This is a genomic window from Microbacterium sp. VKM Ac-2923, assembly GCF_022815605.1.
GTDB lineage: Bacteria > Actinomycetota > Actinomycetes > Actinomycetales > Microbacteriaceae > Microbacterium.
The window spans coordinates 21,550-45,688 of the sequence record NZ_JALGRP010000007.1 but is presented as its reverse complement, the minus strand read 5'-3'; the positions used below and the strand labels follow the sequence as shown (position 1 = coordinate 45,688).

22 protein-coding genes and 2 tRNA genes are annotated in these 24,139 nt (G+C 65.8%); 13 read left to right on the top strand and 11 right to left on the bottom strand.

Translation table 11 applies throughout. From position 1 onward, the window contains the following. Positions 1-23 precede the first annotated feature (23 nt). Together trxB and trxA are read left to right on the top strand one after the other, a co-directional pair. A complete protein-coding gene (gene trxB, locus MT347_RS12480) occupies positions 24-1,010 on the top strand; it encodes a thioredoxin-disulfide reductase (RefSeq protein ID WP_243501510.1) in 987 nt (328 codons plus the stop codon). A 62-nt stretch (positions 1,011-1,072) separates the two neighbouring features. Continuing rightward, the gene (trxA, locus tag MT347_RS12475) at positions 1,073-1,396 is read left to right on the top strand and encodes a thioredoxin (RefSeq protein ID WP_243501509.1); all 324 of its coding nucleotides are present in this window, start codon (positions 1,073-1,075) and stop codon (positions 1,394-1,396) included. Between the two features lie 392 nt (positions 1,397-1,788). On the opposite strand, the gene MT347_RS12470 is transcribed toward trxA, so the two are convergent. The 9 genes from MT347_RS12470 to rpmH form a co-directional block, all read right to left on the bottom strand. Beyond that, positions 1,789-2,136: a tryptophan synthase subunit alpha gene (locus MT347_RS12470; protein WP_374206535.1), complete on the bottom strand. Its 348-nt coding sequence runs from the start codon at positions 2,134-2,136 to the stop codon at positions 1,789-1,791. Positions 2,137-2,218: 82 nt separating this feature from the next. Then, positions 2,219-3,196, bottom strand: a complete 978-nt coding sequence (locus tag MT347_RS12465) for a ParB/RepB/Spo0J family partition protein (protein ID WP_243501507.1) — start codon at positions 3,194-3,196, stop codon at positions 2,219-2,221. Next, a complete protein-coding gene (locus tag MT347_RS12460) occupies positions 3,196-4,122 on the bottom strand; it encodes an AAA family ATPase (protein ID WP_308194234.1) in 927 nt (308 codons plus the stop codon). Before MT347_RS12460 ends, MT347_RS12465 begins: the two co-directional genes overlap by 1 nt. Positions 4,123-8,407: 4,285 nt before the next feature. After that, on the bottom strand, positions 8,408-9,037 hold the full coding sequence (gene rsmG / locus MT347_RS12455) for a 16S rRNA (guanine(527)-N(7))-methyltransferase RsmG (protein ID WP_243501506.1): 630 nt from the start codon (positions 9,035-9,037) through the stop codon (positions 8,408-8,410). Positions 9,038-9,044: 7 nt separating this feature from the next. Further along, positions 9,045-9,548, bottom strand: coding sequence for a protein jag (locus tag MT347_RS12450; protein ID WP_374206534.1), 504 nt, complete (start codon positions 9,546-9,548; stop codon positions 9,045-9,047). Between the two features lie 15 nt (positions 9,549-9,563). After that, a complete protein-coding gene (gene yidC / locus MT347_RS12445; RefSeq protein WP_374206537.1) occupies positions 9,564-10,640 on the bottom strand; it encodes a membrane protein insertase YidC in 1,077 nt (358 codons plus the stop codon). Beyond that, positions 10,640-10,996 (bottom strand): membrane protein insertion efficiency factor YidD, encoded by a 357-nt coding sequence (gene yidD / locus MT347_RS12440; protein ID WP_243501503.1) that lies wholly within the window; start codon positions 10,994-10,996, stop codon positions 10,640-10,642. Before yidD ends, yidC begins: the two co-directional genes overlap by 1 nt. Beyond that, on the bottom strand, positions 10,993-11,331 hold the full coding sequence (gene rnpA, locus MT347_RS12435) for a ribonuclease P protein component (protein ID WP_243501502.1): 339 nt from the start codon (positions 11,329-11,331) through the stop codon (positions 10,993-10,995). Before rnpA ends, yidD begins: the two co-directional genes overlap by 4 nt. 8 nt (positions 11,332-11,339) lie before the next feature. Then, the gene (rpmH, locus tag MT347_RS12430) at positions 11,340-11,477 is read right to left on the bottom strand and encodes a 50S ribosomal protein L34 (RefSeq protein ID WP_013584598.1); all 138 of its coding nucleotides are present in this window, start codon (positions 11,475-11,477) and stop codon (positions 11,340-11,342) included. A gap of 27 nt (positions 11,478-11,504) precedes the next feature. Between rpmH and dnaA the strand changes: the two genes are divergently transcribed. The 10 genes from dnaA (at position 11,505) to MT347_RS12380 (ending at position 22,419) form a co-directional block, all read left to right on the top strand. Continuing rightward, positions 11,505-13,199 (top strand): chromosomal replication initiator protein DnaA, encoded by a 1,695-nt coding sequence (dnaA, locus tag MT347_RS12425; protein ID WP_374206533.1) that lies wholly within the window; start codon positions 11,505-11,507, stop codon positions 13,197-13,199. Between the two features lie 452 nt (positions 13,200-13,651). Beyond that, positions 13,652-14,803, top strand: a complete 1,152-nt coding sequence (dnaN, locus tag MT347_RS12420) for a DNA polymerase III subunit beta (protein WP_243501500.1) — start codon at positions 13,652-13,654, stop codon at positions 14,801-14,803. A gap of 45 nt (positions 14,804-14,848) precedes the next feature. Then, the gene (gene recF / locus MT347_RS12415; RefSeq protein ID WP_243501499.1) at positions 14,849-16,003 is read left to right on the top strand and encodes a DNA replication/repair protein RecF; all 1,155 of its coding nucleotides are present in this window, start codon (positions 14,849-14,851) and stop codon (positions 16,001-16,003) included. Beyond that, a complete protein-coding gene (locus MT347_RS12410) occupies positions 15,996-16,484 on the top strand; it encodes a DUF721 domain-containing protein (protein ID WP_243501498.1) in 489 nt (162 codons plus the stop codon). Before recF ends, MT347_RS12410 begins: the two co-directional genes overlap by 8 nt. Positions 16,485-16,603: 119 nt before the next feature. Continuing rightward, on the top strand, positions 16,604-18,640 hold the full coding sequence (gene gyrB / locus MT347_RS12405; RefSeq protein WP_243501497.1) for a DNA topoisomerase (ATP-hydrolyzing) subunit B: 2,037 nt from the start codon (positions 16,604-16,606) through the stop codon (positions 18,638-18,640). Between the two features lie 34 nt (positions 18,641-18,674). After that, positions 18,675-21,299, top strand: a complete 2,625-nt coding sequence (gene gyrA, locus MT347_RS12400) for a DNA gyrase subunit A (RefSeq protein ID WP_243501496.1) — start codon at positions 18,675-18,677, stop codon at positions 21,297-21,299. After that, positions 21,296-21,697: a DUF3566 domain-containing protein gene (locus MT347_RS12395; RefSeq protein ID WP_243501495.1), complete on the top strand. Its 402-nt coding sequence runs from the start codon at positions 21,296-21,298 to the stop codon at positions 21,695-21,697. The genes gyrA and MT347_RS12395 overlap by 4 nt, the downstream gene beginning before the upstream one ends. A gap of 68 nt (positions 21,698-21,765) precedes the next feature. After that, positions 21,766-21,839, top strand: a tRNA-Ile gene (locus MT347_RS12390). A gap of 13 nt (positions 21,840-21,852) precedes the next feature. After that, positions 21,853-21,925: transfer RNA gene (locus MT347_RS12385), tRNA-Ala, on the top strand. Positions 21,926-21,987: 62 nt separating this feature from the next. Then, positions 21,988-22,419 carry an NUDIX hydrolase gene (locus MT347_RS12380; protein WP_243501494.1) on the top strand — a complete coding sequence of 144 codons (432 nt, stop codon included), beginning with the start codon at positions 21,988-21,990 and terminating at the stop codon, positions 22,417-22,419. A 3-nt stretch (positions 22,420-22,422) separates the two neighbouring features. Here the strand turns inward: MT347_RS12380 and MT347_RS12375 are convergent, their stop codons facing one another. Together MT347_RS12375 and MT347_RS12370 are read right to left on the bottom strand one after the other, a co-directional pair. After that, positions 22,423-22,896, bottom strand: a complete 474-nt coding sequence (locus MT347_RS12375; RefSeq protein ID WP_243501493.1) for an aminoacyl-tRNA deacylase — start codon at positions 22,894-22,896, stop codon at positions 22,423-22,425. Further along, on the bottom strand, positions 22,893-23,465 hold the full coding sequence (locus tag MT347_RS12370) for a DNA helicase (protein WP_243501492.1): 573 nt from the start codon (positions 23,463-23,465) through the stop codon (positions 22,893-22,895). The genes MT347_RS12375 and MT347_RS12370 overlap by 4 nt, the downstream gene beginning before the upstream one ends. Before the next feature lie 100 nt (positions 23,466-23,565). Here MT347_RS12370 and MT347_RS12365 point away from each other — a divergent pair, with 100 nt between their 5' ends. Continuing rightward, a complete protein-coding gene (locus MT347_RS12365) occupies positions 23,566-24,123 on the top strand; it encodes a peptidylprolyl isomerase (protein WP_243501491.1) in 558 nt (185 codons plus the stop codon). Positions 24,124-24,139 lie beyond the last annotated feature (16 nt).

Sequence of the window (24,139 nt, the reverse complement as noted above, 5' to 3'; positions counted from 1 at the left end):
ATCAACGAGAGGAAGGCGCAACCGTGCGTCACGTCATCATCATCGGGTCGGGCCCGGCCGGCTACACCGCCGCCATCTACGCCGCCCGAGCGAATCTGGAACCCCTCGTCGTCGCGAGCTCCGTCGAAGCCGGTGGAGACCTCATGAACACCACCGAGGTCGAGAACTTCCCCGGGTTCCCCGACGGCATCCAGGGTCCTGACCTCATGGCCAAGATGCAGGCCCAGGCCGAGCGTTTCGGCGCCGAAGTCCTGTACGACGACGTCGTCTCGCTGCAGCTCGACGGCCCCGTCAAGACGATCACGCTCGGCAGCGGCAAGGTCGAAGAGGCCGTCTCGGTCATCTACGCCACCGGCTCCGCCTACCGCAAGCTGGGTCTTGAGGGCGAAGAGCGTCTGTCGGGCCGAGGTGTGTCGTGGTGCGCCACGTGCGACGGCTTCTTCTTCCGCGACCGCACCATCGCCGTCGTCGGCGGCGGTGACTCGGCGATGGAAGAGGCGAACTTCCTCACCAAGTTCGCGTCGAAGGTCTACGTCATCCACCGCAAGGACTCTCTGCGCGCCTCCAAGATCATGCAGGAGCGCGCCTTCGCGAACCCCAAGATCGAGTTCATCTGGAACAGTGCGGTCGACGAGATCCTCGGTGAAGATGCCGTCAACGGCGTGCGTCTGCGCTCCACCATCGACGACACGACGAGCGAGCTCCCCCTCGATGGGCTGTTCGTCGCGATCGGTAACGACCCGCGCACCCACCTGGTGCACGACAAGCTCCAGCTCACCGACCAGGGCACCATCTGGGTCGACGGTCGCTCCTCGCGCACGTCGGTCGAGGGCGTCTTCGCCGCCGGCGACGTGATCGACCCGACATACCGTCAGGCCATCACCGCCGCGGGCAGCGGAACTGTCGCGGCCCTCGACGTGGAGCACTTCCTCGCCGCGCGCGGCGAGGCCGGCGAGCCCGCCGTGTCGGAGAGCCCCCTGGAGGGGCTTCCGGACGCCGCCGTCGTCTGAGGAACAAATCCACGCTCACCGGCGTTTTCACACACTGAAGCTTCCAACTAAGGAGATATGCAATGACCGCCAAGGCGACGACTTCTGCCACGTTCGAGCAGGACGTCCTGCAGGCTGAGGGACCCGTGCTCGTGGACTTCTGGGCCGAGTGGTGCGGACCCTGCCGCATGGTCGCTCCGGTGCTCGACGAGATCCAGAACGAGAACGCCGGCAAGATCACGGTGCTCAAGCTCAACGTCGACGAGAACCCCGACCTCGCGATGAAGTACCAGATCACCTCGATCCCCGCGATGAAGGTGTTCCAGGGCGGCGAGGTCAAGACGACCATCATCGGCGCCAAGCCCAAGTTCGCGCTCGAGCAGGACCTCGCCGCGTTCATCGGCTGACACGTGTTTTTTCGAAAGCCCCGACTCCGTACGGATTCGGGGCTTTCGGCATGTTCGAGCTTCTCGGATGCCGCGTCTCCGGCTGATCCGGAGTGTTCCCCGACAGGGATGCCGCTTCCTCTACCGGTGCGCCCGGGCCGCCGGCGCGGTTCATCCGGCTTCGCCACGGACGGCGGAGCGCCATCACCCGCGCGACACCGCACGGCCGTCGTCCGCGGGCGCGACCGCTGGCCTCGTGGTCCTGCCCTGCGTTCCCGGGTGCGACGGTCCGGGGTTCGAGGCCGCCGTCACGTGAAGGGGAGAGACGCCGCCACACCCCCCTTCCCGCGGCCCTTGGGGGCACGCCTGCTCGTGGCGGGGGGCCCACCGAACCGGCGGCGTGCTGAGAGCCCTCAGGACGCGTCGAGGCGCACACTGGTGTCCCAGCGGCGGTGAGGCTCTTCGTCGCCCAGGATGCGCCACACGGCACGTGTCAGGGGCGGGTAGTCGAGCGAGATCTGGCGGAGCACACGGTAGTTCCGCGACCGGTTGGGTCGCTGACCGCCGTTCTCCGCGATGTTCTCCGCCCGCAGGGTGAGGACCACAAGCTCATCGACGGTCGGGAGGTCTTCCATGAAGTCCCAGGGGTCTTCACCCCCGCGGAGACGTTCGTGGACGAGCACGGCCAACTCATCGGACGCCTCGGCGCGCAGCAGCTCGAGGCTGGCGCGGCGACGTGTGGTGTCGTCGTTCGCTGTCACCATTCCAGCGTACGTTGAGCCGTCGGCACCGGCGTCGCTCGGTTGTTCGCCGACCGCGTGACGCGCCCGCCGCGATCGGCCGTCAGCCCGTGTACCCCTCGTCACCGAGGGTCGCGAGGATCCGATTCAGGTCCTGGATCGAGGAGAAATCAATGCTGATCTGCCCTTTTTTAGCGGTCAGCGAGACTCGTACCTTTGTGTCGAAGCGATCGCCGAGTCGCTCGGCGATGCTGTCGAGCCCCATCTGACGTGCTCCGGCCTGGGGCTTGTGACGAACGGGCACCACGCCTGGCATCTTCGCGGCGGCCTCGGCCGCGCGGACGGAGAGATCCTCGTTGACGATCTTGTCGGCGAGCTTCTGCATCTCTTTCGGGTCGTCCAGCGAAAGGATGGCGCGAGCGTGGCCCGCGCTCAGCACGCCCGCGGCGACGCGCTGCTGCACCGCAATCGGGAGCTTGAGCAGACGAATGGTATTGCTGATCTGCGGCCGTGAGCGTCCGATGCGGGTCGCCAGTTCTTCCTGGGTGATACCGAAGTCCTCGAGCAGCTGCTGGTAGGCCGATGCCTCTTCCAGCGGGTTGAGCTGCGAACGATGCAGGTTCTCAAGCAACGCGTCGCGCAGCAGATACTCGTCTTCGGTCTCGCGGACGACCGCGGGGATGGATGCCAGCCCCGCTTCGCGGGAGGCCCGCGTGCGACGCTCACCCATGATGAGTTCGTACGTTCCATCGCCCTTGTCGCGGACGACGACAGGCTGCAGCACACCGAACTCACGCACGGAGTGCACGAGTTCTGCGAGATCATCGGAGTCGAAGTGCGTACGCGGCTGACGAGGATTCGGCACGATCGACGCGGGGTCGACATGGATCAAGCGCGCGCCCGGAACGGTGACGAGTTGGTCACCGTCCGCGGGAGTCGACGCGTCCGGAGACGGTGACGAGTGCGCCTTGTCCGCGGAGGATGCTCCAGGGAAGAAGACGTCGACGGGCCGCGCCTCCGACGGTTCGGCGGTGGGGATGAGCGCGCCGATACCGCGGCCCAGACCGGTCCTCTTGGCCATCAGGATTCCTTTTCGGTGGTGTCGCGAGCGACGATTTCGACCGCTGCTTCGCGGTAGGCGATGGCGCCCGCTGACTGGCCATCGTACGCGATGACGGTCTGACCGAAGCTCGGCGCCTCGGACACGCGTACTGACCGCGGGATGACGGTGTCGAGCACTTCGTGACTGAAGTGGGAACGGACCTCTTCGGCGACCTGCTGAGCAAGACGTGTGCGACCGTCGTACATCGTCAGCAGGATGGTCGACACGTGAAGCTTGGGGTTGAGATGCTTCTGAATCATCTGCACACTGCTGAGGAGCTGACTCAGTCCCTCCAGCGCGTAATACTCGCACTGAATCGGAATCATGACCTCGTCGGCCGCGGTGAACGCGTTGATAGTCAGCAGACCCAGCGATGGTGGGCAGTCGATGATCACGAAATCGAGGTGGTTGTCCTTGATGTCGAGGTACTCACGCAGAGCGCCGCGCAGGCGGTGCTCGCGGGCGACTTGCGAGACGAGTTCGATCTCCGCGCCTGCCAGGTGAATGGTGCTGGGCGCGCAGAGGAGGTGAGGGGACTCGGGGCTCACCTGAATGATGTCGACAAGTGCGACGTCGTTGATGAGGACGTCGTAGATGCTCGGAGTCTCAGCGTGATGCGCGACACCGAGGGCCGTCGATGCATTGCCCTGCGGATCCAGATCAACCACGAGAACGCGAGCCCCCAGAGATGCGAGAGCTGCTGCCATGTTGACGGCGGTGGTGGTTTTTCCCACGCCACCCTTCTGGTTCGACACCGTGAAAACCCGAGTGCGTCCCGTAAGAGTCACTTCAGTTGCCTCCAGGGCACGGCGCCGTGCCGAGAGATCAGCGATCTCGCGAGCGATAGGAGAGTCGTCGAGCGAAAAAGATGAGGATGCCTCACCGGACTGTTTCACGTGAAACACCTCTCACCGTCACGAACCCTCTCAGTCTACCCGCGGGGTGCGACATTCCCCTTCGTCGCCGGAGCCCCGCGTATAGGAGCGGGTGGTGAGGAAGGCTGGGGGGGCGGGAACAGGGCTACGGGTTGGTATGCGGGACAGGGGTTGGTCCGGGGACGGAAAGGCTGTCCGGGCACGCGTGGACACCTCGGGGACACCTCGGGGCGTTCTGCCATAGGCGTGGGGCTCGGGAAAGGTGAACAGTTCCAGGAGAGGATGTTTCACGTGAAACACCGCGTCGACGAGCTGCGTCCTTGACGTCTCTCGCGTCAGAGTGGGGCCCTCCGGCTCGAAACGGTGTGGGGTAGAGGGTTCTGATTGTTCGGTTTGTCGGGAGGCTATCGTGACGCCTCTGAACGTCGCCCGATTGGGACCGTTCATTTCGCCTCTTATCGGCGGTGGGTGCGCCCTCTCGCTGCCCAACGGGAGAGCGGGACGGCGGATCAAGCACAGCTTCGCCTCATGCGTCGATCGGTCGCGTGAGATTGTCCTACGGACGCTCTCGTGCCCATGCGCTCCACCCAAACCGGTCCTGCCGACTCCACTACCGTCGACCGATATCGGAGCGCGCGGGTGGCCCGCATCGGGAGCTCGTTCCCCAGGCCTGTGGTGTGCGTCTGAAACTTGCTCCACGGCCTCTCGGTCGGCGCCTCGCACACGGGGCGCCTCAGAGTCTGCCCCGTCCGACGTGGGTCATCCAACGCCCCCCGGCTCCCGGCTTTCCCGAGGAGTTCGTGGCCGCTCGCCGCGGGCGATACACCGCCATCCGTAGCTCGAGACCGGGCAGTCTGGATTCCGTCGCCGGCAGCCCCTCATCCGGATCCACACCCCCGGGACCACGGAACGCCGACGACGAACTACGAGTCGCCGACCACGGACCACCGACCACGGGCCTCCACACCCCGGGCCGTATACCCGTATGGCGAGGGAGCATCATGGACCCCGCATCCCTGACGTGGCGACCGGATGTCGCATCCAGCACCAGGCGTCCGGCATCCGTCATCCCACGCCCCGCACGCCACACGCCGCGCAACCCGCCCGCCGTGCGCCGCTCTCCGGACCCTGCCCCCATGTTCCACACGACTCACCCGGACCCGGACGTCGCACCCCGCGCACCCGAACCCACATCCGATGTCACCCACCGCGCACTCCGGGCTCGCGCTTCGCCCCCCCCGACGCGATCCCGCATCCCACATCAGACACCGACACCACCAGGCTCCACATCCAGCGCCGCCACACACCACCGCTATCGGTGATGCATCTCTCACGACGTGGGCACGGAGCCTCACGCGCACGTGCGGCCACAGTTCACGCCTCGCGCCCGCGCCCTTGTGCCTTAACGTGCGTCCCGCACAAGCCGTGCCCGGGTCCTTCGCCGCTCGCCACCCGCCACGTAAGCGCTTGGCGGAATCTGGGTGCGTTCGGAGGCGCCGCAGCGACGGTCGATCCCGCCAACTCCGACCAAGCCGTCCAGCGTTCTGGCCGAGCGCCAAACTGCACCGCTACTTATGTCCTGCGCTCTGCCTGCAACCTCGCCTCGCGCAATCCTGCGTTGAGCCGCTCGCTTGTACCCCGGGCAGTCGAGGCGTCATGGGCGTCGCGAGCCGCGTTTCAGTCGATGTTCCACGTGAAACGCCGCGCACGGCAGGTAGCCCAGACAGTAAGACTGCAGGCTTGCATGGGTGAAGCCACTCTGGCGACGCACACCCGCACGCCACGAGCGGTCAGCACCCTGGGCCCCGGACTCTTGACAGAGTTTGGATGTGTGCGGCGGCGAATCGAACCATGGCAGGCCATTGCGTCGCTCGTCCCCAGGCATTGCTTGGAACGCATGCCGCCAAGACCTTCGTTCCATGCCGGGAAGGGATCTTCGGATGACGCCGCCGATTGTTCCAAGGATGACCCATTTCGCCGTCCGCCACCCGCTGGGTCGCCTGTCTTGTTCGTCGACTGCGTGGTCATGACCTCGCAAGGCTTCGGCGTCCTACACTCGCACCTACGCACCACATGGTGCCATTCCGTTCGCGCGACCACTGATGCGCTCGATATCGACCGACGCTGTACTCCGATGGAGGCGCCCACAAGGTCGGGGGAGCGGGCTTAGTGCACACTCTCCGATGCTCCCGATGTTTCACGTGGAACAGTGCGCAGAATGGTCACGTCCGTCATCTGGAGAGTGCGTCGATCAACGCCAGGTCAGCTGAGGCTCCACATCCACAGGCAAAGCCGTCAGCTGGACGGCGCACCCCCACTTCCGCTGCTTTTGCCGGCCGACCTCGTCTACGTCGTTGCGTCAATGTTTCACGTGAAACGCGCGATGGTCCGAATCTGCCTCCCCATCTGACCCCTGCCGGTGAGTAGGACCCACTGTGGAGCGTGAACTGATCGGTGACTTGGCCCTGCGTTACACGTTCATCGAGGATTCGGCATGCCACCACTCGTGCAGACGCCCCGTCGTCACCCGGGTCCATGGACATGCGCGAGACCGCAACTGGTACTCGTGCGTCGCCCTCGACCCTGCATCTCGACCGAGCAGGGGGGGAGCTGCTTACGAGCGCTGCACGATCACTGACCGGTACACGAGGGCAAGGGTCGGTCACTGAAGCCCTCATTGTGAGCTTCACCGCCCCCCATACCTCCCGCGCTTGGATCAAGCACCCAGCCCACCCCACACGGTCGTGGGAGACACACGATGGCAACTCCACGATGTGAACCATGCCGAGTACTTCGTCGATCTACTTGACCCCGTAACGGGGAAGATCATCGGCGATTGACGTGGTGTCGACGCGTCCCACGTGCGGCGAGCGACGGCCTGGTACGCGCTCTTCGCCCCGCGCGCTCCGTCAGCAGCTGCGCTTGGGCGGGATCATCCCCGTCGTCTCCGGACCCTCGAGTCACAGCGCTGCAGCGCCGACGGGGGGTCCGGCGGCAGGTGAGCTCTGACCGTGACGGTCGCGTCGTGACCACACCGTCATCGATCGCGGGCTACCACGCTGCATACGTCGGACGGACTGACAACACGGTCCGAGCAGCTACAGCATTCCGTGTGGGTCCGGCACCCGCGGCGAACGTCGTCGCGTGCATGCGCCACCATCGCGCTCACCCTTGCCGAACCTCTCACTTTGCGTTCTGTGCTGAACCTCTCCCACGCGAGTTGTCGCGCGAGCGATCGCCGAGAATCCACCGAGGACGCATGGGGAGGCGCGTCCTCATGCCGCGATAGTCACGCGACTGGCTCGAGTCAGGCCACGATTGATCCGCGTCGGTTCTAACAAGGAATCCACGCCGGGAGGCTCCAACGAAGAGAAGGCGCGCGAACGCGTCAGGACCTCCCGACCAAGCGCGGGAAGTGTCGGAACGGCCCCCACCCATCATCCATTCAGAACATGACGCCGTTGATGAGGACGGACACTGCGCACGAGCTCCGATCCGCTGGCGCATACCGCCACAGGACACAACCGCGGTCACGCTGCGCGCGCAAGTGTGCGCACCGGTAGACCGACGGCACGGGTGGATCTCGGGGGAACACCACGAGAAACCGGATACCCTGGCGGCCATCCCCTCGACACCATTGCCGCAGATAACACTCTCAGCGCGGCGAGGCGGCGAGGTCGTGGGGACTTTGTCATTGACGCTGAAACACCCGTCACATTCGGGCCGGGTAGGCGCCACGTCTCATCGATGCCTTGGGTCCACCGTTCCCCGAGCTATCGACACCAGGCAACTCACTGACTGACCGTCGTTTGTTTCACGTGAAACACAGGGAGACGTGACCCGCCTCACCAGGATCGCTACAGTCATGAACGGATTGCGCCTGTCAGCGATCAGGTGCCCTCGGTCGAAGGGAAACTCGCGCGACACTCATTGCCAGCTCACAAGCTACGCAATCGAGCCTCAGGACCCGACAAGTCGCCGATCGGGATCCCTCAACGGCATGCCATGCAGAGCGCCCTGGACGGTACTCGACGAGAAGCCTCGGGGACCATTTCCAGATCACCGCCACACCGTACCGCGCTCCCCGCACACGACTACGCACCACACGGCGAGGTCCTCACCGCGGACATCCACGCGCACGAGCGCGGGTCACTCATGACGCACAGCCGACGAACCGCTCGTCGATCTCACTCGCAAGGCCATCCGACCCCATCCCCGGGAGCCCGGGTTGAGCGTACGACTCGACGCGGCGGGAGGACTAACCCGGTGACGCGAACAAAAATCCGCCACGCGCGTTCACATGTATACGTGTCTACTAACGCGAGACCGTCGCTCGGAAGATCCGGGTGGGCTCATCCAAGACGCCCTCGCCGACGATCTGTACGGTCACGTCCGTCAGCCCGTACGACCGGATCTGCTTTGCTGCCGCATCGATCTCGGCAGCGACGTTCGCTCCCTTCAGGAAGACGAGCGTTCCTCCCGGTCGCACCAGGGGAGCGGTGTACGGGAGCAACGTGCGCAGGGCGCTCACAGCGCGCGCCGTGGCTACGTCGAACACCCGACCCCGCGACCATTCCTCACCGCGCATGCGCTCGACCGTCACGTTGGCGAGGCCCAACTCCGCCACTTGCTCCGACAGCCACGTCGTCCGGCGCTCCATCGGCTCGATGAGCGTCCACTCGACGTCCGGCCGAGCGATGGCCAGGACGAGTCCCGGCAGTCCCGCGCCCGATCCCACGTCGACGGCCGCACCGCCGAAGAACGGCGCGGCGATCGCGCTGTTGAGGATGTGACGCGTCCAAAGCCGCGGTACCTCCAGCGGCCCGATCAGCCCGCGTTCCTCACCATGCGCGGCGAGGTTCGACGTGAACTGCCGCGCCACGCTTATCCGTCCGCCGAAAAGCTGCGCGGCGGCGGCGGGCTCCGCTTCGAGCTGTTCGGGCATGCGGGCCTCAGCCCCGACGCAAGACGGTGTGGCGATCGGCACCCTCGCCGAACGACTCCGAGGCATACCCGCGATCCGCCGCGATGTCGTGCACGAGCTTGCGCTCGTAGCTCGACATCGCCGGCAGCGATGCCTGGGAGGCACCCTCCTCGAGACGAGTGATCGCGCGATCGACGAGGGTCTCCAGCTGTCGCTGGCGAGCATCGCGCGACCCGCCGATATCGAGGATGAGCCGCGAGAATCGACCGGTTGAGCTCTGCACCGCCAGACGCGTCAGCTCCTGCAGCGCCTGCACGGTGTCGGGGTGCGAGAGGCTGGACAGCGAGTCGGCGTCATCGGCCTCGACCGACACGTACGCGCGACCCGCGCGTACGTCCATGGCAAGATCGCCGTCGATGTCCGCGATGTCGAGCAAGCCCTCAAGGTAGTCGGCGGCGATATCACCCTCTTGCTCGAGCTGCTCTTCGGTGGCAACGGTCTGCTCGGGGGCAATCTGATCGGACGTCGTCATCATGATCTCCGGATGTCAGGAGGTGGGTGCGGACCCGGCGCCACCGGGGGATTTGCCCGCGGCTCCGGTGTTCTTGGGGGACTGCTGCTTCTTCGCGCGCTGCTTCCCCACGGGCTGCTGACGCTTCGGTGCGGCCGCGCGTGCGCGCTCGGCCTCCTCGAGAAGACGCTGCTGTTCCGCCTGGTACTTCTCCATCGGCACGACCTTGCCCGAGGCGTCGATGGCCTTGCCCTTGCGGGCGAGGCGTTCTTCGCGAGCGAGCGCCGCGTCGGAGCCGGGAGTCGGCATCTCACGGATCACGATGAACTGCTGAACCATCGTCCACAGGTTGCTGACGAACCAGTAGATCACGACACCCAGCGGGAAGAAGACACCCGAGAAGATGAAAGCCAGCGGCAGGATGTACAGCATGATCTTCTGCATCTGGTACGCCTGACCGGTCTTGGCCTCGGGCGACAGGTTCTTCGAGATGATCTGCAGCTGCGTGAAGAACTGCGACGCGATCATGAGCACGACGAGCGCCAGAAGGATGACGACCGTCACCTGACCGTCGGGCTGACCCCACGCGGTCACCAGGTTGACGTGCATGGACGCCACGTCGAACAGACGGGCATCGTAGAACTCTCGCGTGAGTTCCGGGGTGAGGAGCCCCACACCACCCTGGTTGCTGTTCGCGTGCTTCGACACGTCGTTCAGCACGCTGAAGAGCGCGAAGAAGATCGGCATCTGGACCAGCAGCGGGAGGCAGCTCGACACCGGCGTGGTGCCGTGCTTCTTGTACAGCGCCATGGTCTCGCGGCTCATGGCCTCTCGAGAGAGCTGGTCCTTCTTGCCGCGGTACTTCTCTTGGACCTTGCGCAGCTCCGGAGCGATCTCCATCATCTTGCGCTGGCTCTTGATCTGCTTGACGAAGAGCGGGATCAGGGCGGCACGGACGATGAGCACCAGGCCGACGATCGACAGCACCCACGTGAGACCGGCTGCGGGTGGCATCCCCACCGCGGTGAAGAGAGAGTGCCACCCCACCAGCACGAGCTCCACCGCCCATTTCAGCGGCCACAGGATGGTCCCAATGAGATCGAATTGCACGATCAGTCCTTTCGGGCGGGCACGACGAATCCGTGCCGAGTGAGTTCGTGACGGAAGGCCCGGTGAGGACGGACGTCGTCGATGCCACCCTGAGCCCAGGGATGACACCGTGCGAGACGGGCGGCGGTGTACGCGACGCCTTTCACGAGTCCATGCTGCTGCACGGCGCCCACCGAATAGGCGGAGCAGGAGGGGTAGTACTTGCACACGTCGCCGTAGACGTGCGAGATCGTCGACCGGTACGCGTGGAGCACAGCGAGACCGGCGTTGCGGGGGAGGAGTGGTACGGATGCCATGACGGCGCCGGCCGTGAGCCGGCCGGACCCGGTGGCCGACATCGGCAGTGTCGAGGCACTCATGCCGACGCTTTCCGCTCGAGACAGCGCACCACATCGGCGCGGAGAGTCGCGTAATCGGTCGTCGCCGCGGAGGGAAGAGCGCGGATGACGATCGAGGCGCCCCCGCGAACAGACGGGAGCGCCTCGGCGCACACCGCCTTCAGACGGCGGCGGATGGTATTGCGGGTGACGGCGGAGCCGACCTGGCGACTCACGATGAAGCCGAAACGCGGTACGCCGGTCTCGAGCGACGTCCCGACGTAGGTCACGGTGTGCGCTCCGGCACAACGAGAACCCCGTCGGACTGTGGCTTTATAGTCCGATCCGCGGGTGAGTCGGTTCGGCTTCGCGAGCACCGGGTCTGTCAGGCCGAGAGCTCGGTGCGGCCCTTGGCGCGACGCGCCGCGAGGATGCCGCGGCCGGCACGGGTGCGCATGCGGGCACGGAAGCCGTGCTTCTTGGCGCGGCGGCGGTTGTTGGGCTGGAAGGTGCGCTTGCTCATGGGTCACTCCGGAGGTGGTGTCGCCCGATGCTCTTCTGCCGGGGACGGGGTCGGGACTGCCGTATAGGCATAAGTCAACCGACTAAGGCTACGTCGCGAGCGGCGTTAACTCAAACCGGGAAGGCGACCGCCCATTATCCCCAGGCGTTGTCCACAAGCATGGCAAAGACACGCGGCCGGGTCTTACAGTGGATTTTGCTCCGTGAGAGCCGCGAACTAGCGTGGCCCCGGAAGTTATCCACAGGTTCGACGCGACTCGTCGATCACCCGTCGCGTCTAGATCCCGGAGGGGATATGTCTTTGCACGAAGTACCGGATGTCCCCGTCTGGTCGGCCGTGCTGGACCAGCTTCTCACCGACGACCGCGTGACCCCGCAACTGCACGGCTTCTTGAACCTGGCCGTTCCGCAGGGCGTCATGGGCGGCACGCTCTACCTCGACGTTCCCAACGATCTCACCGCTGCACAGTTCAACAAGCGCATGCGCGCCTCGATCCTCGAGGCCCTCGCGCAGGTGCAGGGCAGCGATCCCGATGTCGGGACGTTCCGCGTCGTGGTCAATCCCGACATCGTCGAGTCCCACCGCGCACCGAGCGCTCCCGCCGGGGACCGCAGCCCGTCCTCGCCGACGATCGCCGTGCACTCGAACGTCATCGACCAGGCACCTGAGCCGATCGTGCCCGCGTCGCGCAACGACACGCGCCTGAACCCGAAGTACACCTTCGACAACTTCGTCATCGGCCAGTCCAACCGCTTCGCGCACGCAGCCGCCGTCGCCGTCGCCGAGGCCCCGGCAAAGGCGTACAACCCGCTGTTCATCTACGGGGACTCGGGCCTCGGAAAGACACATCTGCTCCACGCCATCGGCGACTACGCCGCGAGCATGTATGCCGGCATCCGCGTGCGGTACGTCTCGAGCGAGGAGTTCACGAACGACTTCATCAACTCCATCGCCAACAACCGCGGCTCGGCGTTCCAAGCGCGGTACCGCGAGGTCGACATCCTTCTGATCGACGACATCCAGTTCCTGCAGGGACGCGCCGAGACCCAGGAAGCCTTCTTCCACACATTCAACACGTTGCACGATCACGACAAACAGGTCGTCATCACGAGCGATCTCCCGCCCAAGCAGTTGACCGGGTTCGAAGACCGCATGCGCAGCCGCTTCGAGTGGGGTCTGATCACCGACGTTCAGGCGCCCGACCTCGAAACACGCATCGCGATCCTGCGGAAGAAGGCGCAGAGCGAGCGACTGCTCATCCCCGACGACGTCCTCGAGTACATCGCGACCGTGGTGTCGTCGAACATCCGCGAACTCGAGGGTGCGCTCATCCGGGTGTCGGCGTTCGCCAGCCTGAACCGTTCGACCCTCGACATGTCGCTCGCGCAGACGGTCCTGCGCGACATCATCGACCAGGACGACGCCAACGTCATCTCGCCGACCGACATCATCACCGCGACGGCGCAGTACTTCAAGCTGTCGGTCGACGACCTCTACGGGTCCAGCCGCTCTCAAGCGGTGGCGACGGCTCGACAGATCGCCATGTATCTCTGTCGCGAGCGGACCAGCCTCTCTCTGCCCAAGATCGGGCAGCTGTTCGGCAACCGCGATCACACCACCGTGATGTACGCCTACAAGAAGATCAGCGACCTGATGAAAGAGCGTCGATCGATCTTCAACCAGGTCTCGGAGATCACGAGCCAGCTCGGACGCATGCGCTGAGACGCCATCTCCCGACGGGGTTCGATTCACTGACGTGAATCGGGCCCCGTCTTCGTTTTCGCCGTCTCATCGGGCTTATAGCCGTTGTAGGAGGGGTGTTCCCAGAAGGTTCTTCACAGTGTGGAAAACCTGTGGATAACTCCTCTTTCCTGCGGACGACATGTGTACGACCGGCCTGACCCTGTGGAGGAGCCGACCGACCGCTGACGGACTCGCTCTGTTAACACCACACACTTTCCGCAGCCCCTCCACAGGGCGGAGACGCTCGCTTCCCTGCTGTTAACACGGATCCCGAGAGTTATCCACAGTCTCCACAGCGGTTAACAAGATGAAGACTCCATCTCTTTGTTAAGGCACATTCGATGACCTTGCCGTGCAGGAAGCGTCCGACGTGGCGGCCGCGAAGGGGGCACTAGCATGGGTAAGCCATACCCGCCATCAAGGGAGCACCCGTGAAGTTCCACGTCAATCGCGATGTGTTCAGCGATGCCGTCTCGTTCGTGGTCAAGCTCCTGCCCCAGCGCAACCCGCAGCCGATCCTCGCCGGCGTGCTGATCGAAGCCGGCGCGCAGGGACTGACACTCGCCGCCTTCGACTACGAGGCGTCCGCACGGACGACGATCGAAGCAACAGTCGACGAGCCGGGCACGATCCTCGTCCACGGTCGGCTCCTGAGCGACATCGCCAGCCGTCTGCCGAATGCGCCCATCCAGATCACCGTCGACGACGACGGAGGAATCCTGTTGTCCTGCGGGTCGGCGCGGTTCACTCTCGCGTCCATGCCGGTACAGGAATACCCCGCGATCCCGGAGGTGACGGGTGAGTCCGGCCTCGTCCCCGCCGACGACTTCGCCACGGCCATCGCGCAGGTGGCCTTCGCCGCGTCGCGCGATGACGTCACCCCGGTGCTCACCGGCGTGCAGCTCGAGGTCACCGGCACACAGCTCAGCCTCGTCGCGACGGACCGTTACCGCGTCGCGCTACGTGAGATTCCCTGGGACGGCGGCGCCGCCGCATCCGATGAGACGACCACCGCTCTGGTCCCGGCTCGCACCCTGCAGGAAGTCGGCAAGACTTTCGCGCACGGCGGCGACATCTCGATCGCGTTCTCCGGCTCGGGGGACCGCGAGATCATCGCGTTCTCGTCGGGCAACAAGACGGTCACCTCGCTGCTGATCAAGGGCAACTTCCCGCCCGTGCGCCGCCTGTTCCCCGCGCAGACCGAGCACCACAGCGTCGTCAACACCGCCGAGCTCGCCGAAGCCGTTCGCCGTGTCGCGCTCGTACTCGACCGCTCGGCACCGCTGCGCTTCACCTTCGGCCCCGACGGCGTCTCGATGGATGCCTCCGGCACCGAGCAGGCGCGCGCGACGGAGTCCGTCGATGCGACGCTCGTGGGCGACGAGGTCACCCTGGGACTCAACCCGCAGTACCTGCTCGAGTCTCTCGGCGCCGTCCGCAGCGAGTTCGCGCGGATCACTTTCACATCGAGCGACAACGCCAACAAGCTGAGCCCGGTGCTGGTCACCCCGCAGACGTCCGTCGACAAGGGCGGCGAGGGTTCGTTCAAGTACCTGCTGCAGCCCAACCTGCTGCTGCGCTGAGTCGGGCCCCGCTGCCGTGTCCGAGCTGGCGGGTAGTCTGACTCGGTGATCGTGGAGCAGCTCGGACTGAAGGACTTCCGCAATTACGCGGGCGCCGATGTCGCGCTCTCCGCCGGGGCCAACGTGTTCATCGGCCGCAACGGTCAGGGCAAGACCAACCTGGTCGAAGCCGTCGCATATCTCGCCACACTCGGCTCGCACCGCGTGTCCAGCGACGCGCCCCTGGTTCGAGACGGCACGGATGCCGCGATCGTGCGCGCGCGGCTCGTCCACGGTGAGCGCAGCGTTCTCCTCGAGTTGCAGCTCAACCGTCAGGGGGCGAACAAGGCCCGCGTCAACGGCGTCAACGTCCGCACCACCGAGCTCCCGCGCTACGCGCAGGTGGTGCTGTTCGCTCCCGAAGACCTCCAGATCGTTCGCGGCGATCCCTCGGCTCGACGCCGCTTCGCCGACCAGTTGATCGTGCAACGCACACCGCGCATGGCGGCAGTGCTCGGCGATTACGACCGCGTTCTGCGTCAGCGCAGTGCTCTGCTGAAGTCCGCACGGGCTCGTGGTCTGCGCGGCGACTCACTCAGCACGCTCGACGTGTGGGACGACAAGCTCATCACCCTCGGCACCGAGGTGATCGAGGCGCGGCTGGCATTGGCATCCGCTCTCTCCGAACCGGTCGCCCAGGCCTACGCCGCCATCGCGGGCGCCGATCACGAACCGCATTTGTCCTGGGCGTTGTCGGTGGGCGGCGGAGACCCCGAAGAGGGTGACTCCGCGGCAGGCGGTGGCTCTCCAGGGCCCCTGGCCGACCAGTTCCGCGCCGCTCTGGCTGCGCGGCGCTCGGCGGAGCTGGAGCGCGGGCTCACCCTGGTCGGACCGCATCGCGACGATCTCGTGCTCGAGGTGCGCGGGCTTCCCGTCCGGGGATACGCCTCGCACGGGGAATCGTGGTCGGTGGCCCTGTCGCTCAGATTGGCCTCCGCCGAGATTCTGCGAGCGGAGTCGCGACTGGGTGACCCGGTGCTGATCCTCGACGACGTGTTCGCCGAGCTCGACGCCGGCCGAAGAACGCGTCTGGCAGAGCTCGCGGGCGGATACGAACAGGTGATCGTCACCTCGGCTGTCGAAGAAGACGTCCCGGATGCCCTGCGGGCGCACGTGGTGCGGGTCGACGCCGGCCGCATCGTGGAGCCGGGCGATGAGTGACGAGTCCGAACTGCCCGAGACGATGTCGACCTACCTGCGTCTGCGCGGCCTCGAGCCCAGCCCCTACCGCAAGAAGAAGCGCCGGCGGCGTGCGGACGACGGCGAGAACGCGCCCTTCACCCCCGGTCGCGACCCGCGTGGACTCGGCGACGTGCTCTCGGCGCTCACGCAATCGGCCGGGTGGGAGCCCCAGCTGTCGCGCGAAGACCTCGTGCGCACGTGGGACGAGGTGGCGGGCGTCGATACGGCCGCACACACCCGACCGGTCGCACTGGATGCCGGCATCCTCACCGTTCAGGCCGACTCCACGGCATGGGCGAAACAGCTGCAACTGATGCGCGCGCACATCCTTTCCGAGATCCTTCGACGCTTCCCCGAGGCGGGTGTCGAGGCGATCCGGTTCGTCGGGCCGGACGTCCCCTCTTGGAAATGGGGGCCCAGAGCCGTTCCAGGGCGCGGTCCGCGCGATACCTACGGCTAGGCCATGATCCGTCCCGACTCGGTTCGATTTCTGCCCGCGTTGGGCCTCACACACCGTTTCGAGGGTCCCGGCGCGATAAGATGGAGGTTCCGACGAACCGATCTGGAGCGCGCGAACCCATGACGTCCGAAACCCCCGACAGCGTTTCCGAGGAACCCGAAGCGAAGACTCCCGCGAAGGTTCCCAACGAGTACGGGGCAGACGCCATCCAGGTGCTCGAGGGTCTCGAGGCCGTCCGTAAGCGCCCCGGCATGTACATCGGCTCGACGGGCGAACGCGGGTTGCACCACCTCGTTCAGGAGATCGTCGACAACTCCGTCGACGAAGCGCTCGCGGGCTACTGCGACACGATCGATGTCACGATCCTCACGGACGGCGCCGTCCGCGTGATCGACAACGGCCGCGGCATCCCGGTCGACATGCACCGCACCGAGGGCAAGTCGACCGTCGAGGTCGTGCTCACCGTCCTGCACGCGGGTGGCAAGTTCGGCGGCGGCGGCTATGCCGTTTCGGGCGGCCTGCACGGCGTCGGCTCGTCGGTGGTGAACGCCCTGTCGACACGTCTCGAGGTCGAGGTGCAGCGGCAGGGGCACGTGTGGCGGCAGTCGTTCCGCGATGGCGGTACTCCTCTCGCCCCTCTCGAGATGGGTGAAGAGAGCGAGAAGACCGGCACGACGATCACGTTCTGGCCCGATGCCACGATCTTCGACACCGTCGACTTCGACTACGACACCCTTCGCACACGCTTCCAGCAGATGGCGTTCCTCAACAAGGGGCTGCGTCTCAGCCTCCGCGACGAACGGCCGCAGTCCGTGATCACCGAGGGTGAACCCGGCGAGGAGGTCACGGGGGCCCGCCACGACTCGTTCCTCTACGAGCGGGGTCTCGTCGACTACGTCGAGCACCTCAACCGCGTACGCAAGGCCGACGTGGTCAACGACGAGATCATCGAGGTCGAGTCGGAGGACACCACGCGTCACATCGCGCTCGAACTCGCGATGCAGTGGACGACCGCCTACACCGAGAACGTCTTCACCTACGCCAACACGATCAACACGCATGAGGGCGGCACTCACGAAGAGGGCTTCCGTGCCGCGCTGACGACTCTCGTCAACCGCTACGCGCGAGCGAACAACCTGCTGAAAGAGAAGGACGACAACCTCACCGGCGACGACATCCGCGAGGGTCTGACCGCCGTCATCTCCGTGAAGCTGTCCGAGCCCCAGTTCGAGGGACAGACCAAGACCAAGCTCGGCAACACCGAGGCACGTGCCTTCGTGCAGAAGGTGGTGGGCGACAAGCTCGGCGACTGGTTCGATCGCAACCCGGGCCAGGCGAAGAACATCATCCGCAAGGCGGTCGACGCCGCCACCGCCCGTCTGGCCGCGCGCAAGGCGCGCGAGACCGCCCGACGGAAGAGCGTCTTCGAGTCCGCGGCGATGCCCGACAAGCTCAAGGACTGCACCTCGAAGGATCCCTCCATCAGCGAGATCTTCCTCGTCGAGGGCGACTCGGCCGGCGGCTCGGCCGTGCAGGGGCGCGACCCGCACACCCAGGCGATCCTGGCGTTGCGCGGCAAGATCCTGAACGTGGAGCGGGCTCGCCTCGACCGCGCACTCGGCAACAAAGAAGTCCAGGCGATGATCCAGGCCTTCGGCACCGGGATCGGCGAAGACTTCGACATGACCAAGGCTCGGTACCACAAGATCGTGCTCATGGCCGATGCCGATGTGGACGGCCAGCACATCACCACGCTGCTGCTCACGCTCCTTTTCCGCTACATGCGCGGACTGATCGAAGCGGGCTACGTCTACCTCGCCCAGCCGCCGCTGTACCGCCTCAAGTGGTCGAACCACGCGCACGAGTACGCCTACAGCGACCGGGAGCGCGATGCACTGATCGTCGACGGGCAGGCGTCCGGTCGACGCATCCCGAAGGACAACGGCATCCAGCGCTACAAGGGTCTGGGCGAGATGAACGACCACGAGCTGTGGGAGACGACCATGGATCCGCAGACGCGCACGCTGAAGCAGGTCACGATCGACGATGCCGCCGCGGCCGACGAGATCTTCTCGGTGCTCATGGGGGAGGACGTCGAGTCGCGACGCAGCTTCATCCAGCGCAACGCAAAAGACGTCCGCTTCCTCGACATCTGATCTCGCACGACGACGCACACGAAACTGAGAACCCATGGCTGACGACACCACTCCCGAGCCCGACGACGTTCGCGACGCGCCCGCACACAACCACGGTCGGATCGACCAGGTCGACCTGCAGCTCGAGATGCAGCGGAGCTACCTCGACTACGCGATGAGCGTCATCGTCGGACGCGCGCTGCCCGACGTCCGCGATGGCCTGAAGCCCGTGCACCGCCGTGTCATCTACGGCATGTACGACGGAGGTTTCCGCCCCGACAAGTCGTTCTCGAAGTGCGCTCGTGTCGTCGGTGAGGTCATGGGGCACTACCACCCGCACGGTGACGCTCCCATCTACGACGCCCTCGTGCGACTCGTGCAGCCGTGGTCGCTGCGCTACCCCCTTGCTCTCGGTCAGGGCAACTTCGGCTCGCCCGGCAACCAGGGCGCCGCAGCCCCCCGGTACACCGAGACCAAGATGGCCCCTCTCGCGCTCGAGATGGTGCGCGACATCGAAGAGGAGACCGTCGACTTCGAGGACAATTACGACGGCCAGACGCAGGAACCGACGGTCCTACCGTCGCGCTTCCCGAACCTCCTGGTCAACGGCTCGGTCGGCATCGCCGTCGGCATGGCCACGAACATCCCGCCGCACAACCTCCGCGAGGTCTCCGCCGGCGCGTTGTGGGCATTGGGAAACCCGGATGCCACGCGCGAGGAGCTGCTCGAGGCGCTCATGGAGCGCATCCCGGGCCCCGACTTCCCCACCCGTGCGCAGATCCTCGGAACACGCGGCATCAAGGATGCGTACCGCACGGGCCGCGGATCGATCACGATGCGCGCCGTGGTCAACATCGAAGAGATCCAGGGCCGAACGTGCCTGGTGATCACCGAACTGCCCTATCAGGTCAACCCCGACAACGTCGCGGTCAAGATCGGCGACCTGGCCCGCGAGGGCAAGATCACGGGCGTCGCCGACATTCGCGACGAGAGCTCCGGCCGCACCGGCCAGCGCCTCGTCGTCGTGCTCAAGCGCGACGCCGTGGCCAAGGTCGTGCTGAACAACCTGTACAAGCACACGCAGCTGCAGGAGAACTTCGGCGCCAACATGCTTGCGATCGTCGATGGAGTGCCGCGCACTCTGTCGCTCGACGGATTCATCAGTCTGTGGATCGACCACCAGGTCGAGGTCATCGTGCGGCGCACGCGCTACCGCCTGCGCAAGGCCGAAGAGCGCATGCACATCCTGCGCGGGTACCTGAAGGCGCTCGACGCGCTCGACGACGTCATCGCCCTCATCCGTCGTTCGCCGACGGCGCAGGATGCCAACGAGGGCCTGCAGAAGCTCCTCGACATCGACGACATACAGGCGCAGGCCATCCTCGACATGCAGCTGCGCCGTCTGGCGGCTCTCGAGCGGCAGAAGATCGTCGACGAGGCGACCGACCTCGAAGCCCGCATCGCCGACTACAACGACATCCTCGCCACACCCGGGCGCCAGCGCACCATCATCCGCGACGAGCTCACCGCGATCGTCGACCGTTTCGGCGACGACCGACGTACCGAGATCCTGCACGGGTTCGACGGCGACGTCTCGATCGAGGACCTCATCGCCGAGGAAGAGATGGTCGTCACGGTCACTCGCGACGGCTACATCAAACGCACGCGCAGCGACAACTACCGCTCGCAGCACCGCGGCGGCAAGGGCGTGAAAGGGGCGCAGCTGCGCGCCGACGACGTCGTCGAGCACTTCTTCGTCACCACCACGCATCACTGGCTGCTGTTCTTCACCGACAAGGGCCGCGTATACCGCTCGAAGGCGTACGAGGTTCCCGAGGCCGGTCGGGATGCCAAGGGGCAGCACGTCGCGAACCTTCTCGCGCTGCAGCCCGATGAGGAGATCGCCCAGATCCTCGATATCCGCGACTACAACGTCGCCACCTACCTGGTGCTCGCGACGCGCAATGGTCTCGTGAAAAAGACGCGACTCACCGAATACGACACGAACCGTCAGGGTGGCGTCATCGCGATCAAGCTCCGCGGCCAGGGCGGCGACGAGGGCGATGATTCCGAGGGTGGGACCGCCGACGAGCTCGTCAGCGCCCTGCTCGTCGACGAGGGCGACGACATCCTGCTGATCAGCCGTCACGGCATGTCGCTGCGTTTCTCCGCGACCGACAGCACACTGCGTCCGATGGGTCGTTCGACCTCGGGAGTGAAGGGCATGGAGTTCCGCGAGAACGACAGTCTGCTCTCGGCATCCGTCGCCAAGGACGATGAATTCGTCTTCGTCGTCACCGAGGGCGGCTACGCCAAGCGCACCGCGGTCACCGAGTACCGCATGCAGAACCGCGGCGGACTGGGCATCAAGGTGGCTCGTCTGACCGACGATCGAGGCGTGCTGGCCGGCGGGATGATGGTCTCCGAGGGCGACGAGGTCCTTGTGGTTCTTGCCAGTGGCAAGGTGGTACGCTCCTCCGTGGCCGAGGTGCCCGCCAAGGGACGCGACACGATGGGTGTCGTTTTCGCCCGTGCAGGAGGCGATGACCGCATCATCGCGATTGCCCGGAACGCGGAGCGGAACCTGGCCGAGACGACGGAGACGACTGCGGAGCCCGCCCTTTCGGACGAGGCCGGTGCCTCCGCTCCCGAGACCCCTGAGGAAAGTACTGACGCATGAGCACGGTAGCTGACAAGCTGGCGAAGAAGTCGACTCACAAGACCCCGGCCAAGCAGGTGCGACTGCGCCTCGTCTACATCGACTTCTGGTCGGCCGTTAAGCTCTCGTTCCTCGCCGCGGTGGCCATGGCCATCGTCACCGTGGTGTCGTACCTCCTCATCTACCTGGTGGTGCAGGCGACCCTGCTGCCTCGGCTCGACGAGTTCTTCGTCAGCTTCACCGACGGCAGCGCCAACCTGTCGCAGTACATCGGTCTGCCGCAGGTCATGGCGTTCGCGGCGATCATCGCGATTCTGAACCTCGTGGTCGTGACCGTGCTCGGTGCGGTCATGGCGGGGATCTACAACCTCGCGGTGAAGGTGACGGGCGGCCTGCTCGTCGGGTTCACCTCGAACTGACGTCGATTCGTGAAAACCTCGGGATTCCGGTAAAGTCTTCGAGGTTGACGACATCACGTCAGCGAGACGGGGCTATAGCTCAGGCGGTTAGAGCGCTTCACTGATAATGAAGAGGTCCCAGGTTCAAGTCCTGGTAGCCCCACCCCTTCCCTCGCGGGGCCTTAGCTCAGCTGGTAGAGCGCCTGCTTTGCAAGCAGGATGTCAGGAGTTCGAATCTCCTAGGCTCCACAACATCGAAGAGCCGGTCCCTGCGGGCCGGCTCTTCGCTTTCTCTTCGCTAGAGTCTGCTCATGGACATGCGGGTCGCCGCGTACGCCGTCATCACCGACGCCGATGATCGCGTGCTGCTCGCCCACTGGATCGACGGGCGACGTGCCGCGTGGACGTTGCCCGGCGGCGGGCTCGAGGACGGTGAGGATCCGGTGCAGGCGGTGCGCCGCGAAGTGCGCGAGGAAACCGGTTTCCGCGTCACCGTCGGCGACCTGCTCGGCATCCACTCCCGCGTCATTCCCGCCGAGGCGCGCTTGGCCACCGACTCGTCAGGACCCCTGCACACCCTGCGCATCGTCTATCGTGCGCGGATCGTCGGCGGCCGTCTCCGCAACGAGACGGACGGATCGACCGACCGAGCGGAATGGTTCACCCTGCCCGCGGCGCGGAAGCTCCGCCGAGTGCAGCTGGTCGACATCGCCCTGCGGATGGCGGGCCTGCGCTCCGGATGACCCTCAGGGCCGATCTGCGGTGATGTCGGCGACGACCGCGTCGTAGGCGGAGATCAGATCATCGGCGTCGACGAACAGGCTGTAGCCGTGTGCCCCGGCCCCCATGGCGATCCGAGTGCCCACGATGCGTTCGTCGGCGTAGATCGGCCAGGCCGTCGAGCTACCGATCGGCACGATGGTGCCGCGTTCGTAGCCCGTTGCCTCCCGTGCCCGTTCGGGCTCGGGCAGCCGCAACTTGTTGACCCCTACCACTGCGCGCAGCTTCGGCCACGAGATCGCACGGTCACCCGGGACGAGGGCGAAGAGGTAGGTATCGTCCGAACGTTTCACGACGAGGGTTTTCACGATGGAGGCCGACGGGATGCCGAGGAGCTCCGCCGCCTCGTCCAGGCTCGACGCTGCAGGACGTTCCCGCACATCGACAGAGAGGCCGCGCTCGCGCGCGGCCTCTCTGACTCCGATGGTGGGATCGCTCACGCGTCCGGCGCACGCAGCGGGTCGTCGGCCACCCACAGCTCGTCGTCGGCACGCAGCGTCTGCCACGCCGCGTACGCGACGCCGGCAGCGGCGACGACACCCAGGATGATGGCGATGACTCCACCGGCACCGATCCCGTCGTGCTGCGACGGAAGCTTCTTGGCGAGTCGCTTCGACGCCTGCTTGCCGTACTTCTCGGCACGCTTGGCGTACTTGTGGGTGTCGAGCTCGAAGCCCTTGCCCTTCGCGAGGCGATCGCGCGTGTCGCCCGCAGCGTCCCACACGGACAGTGCCCCGCCCACGACAGCGCCAGCGGCCGGGACCACCTTGTTGCTGAGGAAGCGGTTGCTGTACTTCACGCTCTTGTCGACGTACGGTGCGGCGTACTTGCTGTACCCGTCCTGTACGGCGGGGACGAGATCTTCGCGGCTGAAGCGACCGAGCTGGTGGCCGGCTTCACGAGCGACCTTCCCGCTCTCGCCCAGCAGCACCTGCTGCGACTCCCACACCTTTGCGGCGTGCTTCTGGAGCTTGCGCAGTTCCTTCTTGCTCTTGCGGCTGAGGCCCACGGCTCATCCTCCCTGTCGTTGGGATGTACGTCCTGTCATCTTGCCAGAACGGGCCGCTCGCCCCGCCGACCCTTGCAGATAACTCTGAGAGAATGTACCCATGGCCAACCACACCGCCGTCGCGACCCTGCACACCAACCACGGCGACATCGTCGTCAACCTGTTCGGAGACCACGCTCCCCGAACCGTCCGCAACTTCACCGGTCTCTCGGATGGCACCCAGGAGTGGACCGACCCGGCGACCGGCGCCAAGGGTGAGGGTCCGCTCTACACAGACGTCGTCTTCCACCGCATCATCCCCAACTTCATGATCCAGGGCGGCGACCCGCTCGGTCAGGGCATCGGTGGCCCCGGCTACAACTTCAACGACGAGATCAGCCCCGAGCTCGACTTCACCGCTCCGTACAAGCTCGCCATGGCCAACGCGGGTCTTCGCCGCAACGCCATCACGGGTCAGCCCGAGGGCACCAACGGCTCGCAGTTCTTCATCACCACCGATCCCACCCCGTGGCTGCAGGGCAAGCACACGATCTTCGGCGAGGTCGCCGACGACGCGTCGAAGGCCGTCGTCGACGCCATCGCGTCGGTTCCCACGGCCGCCGGTGACCGCCCGATCGAGCCCGTCGTGCTCACCTCGGTCGACGTCGTCTCGGTCTGAGGCCACGGGCGGCGGC

What these genes read in the sequence shown, in the direction of transcription:
- MT347_RS12365 (WP_243501491.1), top strand. Translation starts at nt 23,566, where the DNA reads ATGGCCAACCACACCGCCGTCGCGACCCTGCACACCAACCACGGCGAC.
- MT347_RS12380 (WP_243501494.1), top strand. Translation starts at nt 21,988, where the DNA reads ATGGACATGCGGGTCGCCGCGTACGCCGTCATCACCGACGCCGATGAT.
- gyrA (WP_243501496.1), top strand. Translation starts at nt 18,675, where the DNA reads ATGGCTGACGACACCACTCCCGAGCCCGACGACGTTCGCGACGCGCCC.
- trxA (WP_243501509.1), top strand. Translation starts at nt 1,073, where the DNA reads ATGACCGCCAAGGCGACGACTTCTGCCACGTTCGAGCAGGACGTCCTG.
- MT347_RS12465 (WP_243501507.1), bottom strand. Translation starts at nt 3,196, where the DNA reads ATGGCCAAGAGGACCGGTCTGGGCCGCGGTATCGGCGCGCTCATCCCC.
- rsmG (WP_243501506.1), bottom strand. Translation starts at nt 9,037, where the DNA reads ATGCCCGAACAGCTCGAAGCGGAGCCCGCCGCCGCCGCGCAGCTTTTC.
- MT347_RS12450 (WP_374206534.1), bottom strand. Translation starts at nt 9,548, where the DNA reads ATGACGACGTCCGATCAGATTGCCCCCGAGCAGACCGTTGCCACCGAA.
- MT347_RS12410 (WP_243501498.1), top strand. Translation starts at nt 15,996, where the DNA reads ATGAGTGACGAGTCCGAACTGCCCGAGACGATGTCGACCTACCTGCGT.
- MT347_RS12395 (WP_243501495.1), top strand. Translation starts at nt 21,296, where the DNA reads ATGAGCACGGTAGCTGACAAGCTGGCGAAGAAGTCGACTCACAAGACC.
- yidD (WP_243501503.1), bottom strand. Translation starts at nt 10,996, where the DNA reads ATGAGTGCCTCGACACTGCCGATGTCGGCCACCGGGTCCGGCCGGCTC.
- dnaA (WP_374206533.1), top strand. Translation starts at nt 11,505, where the DNA reads ATGCTCTTCTGCCGGGGACGGGGTCGGGACTGCCGTATAGGCATAAGT.
- gyrB (WP_243501497.1), top strand. Translation starts at nt 16,604, where the DNA reads ATGACGTCCGAAACCCCCGACAGCGTTTCCGAGGAACCCGAAGCGAAG.
- rpmH (WP_013584598.1), bottom strand. Translation starts at nt 11,477, where the DNA reads ATGAGCAAGCGCACCTTCCAGCCCAACAACCGCCGCCGCGCCAAGAAG.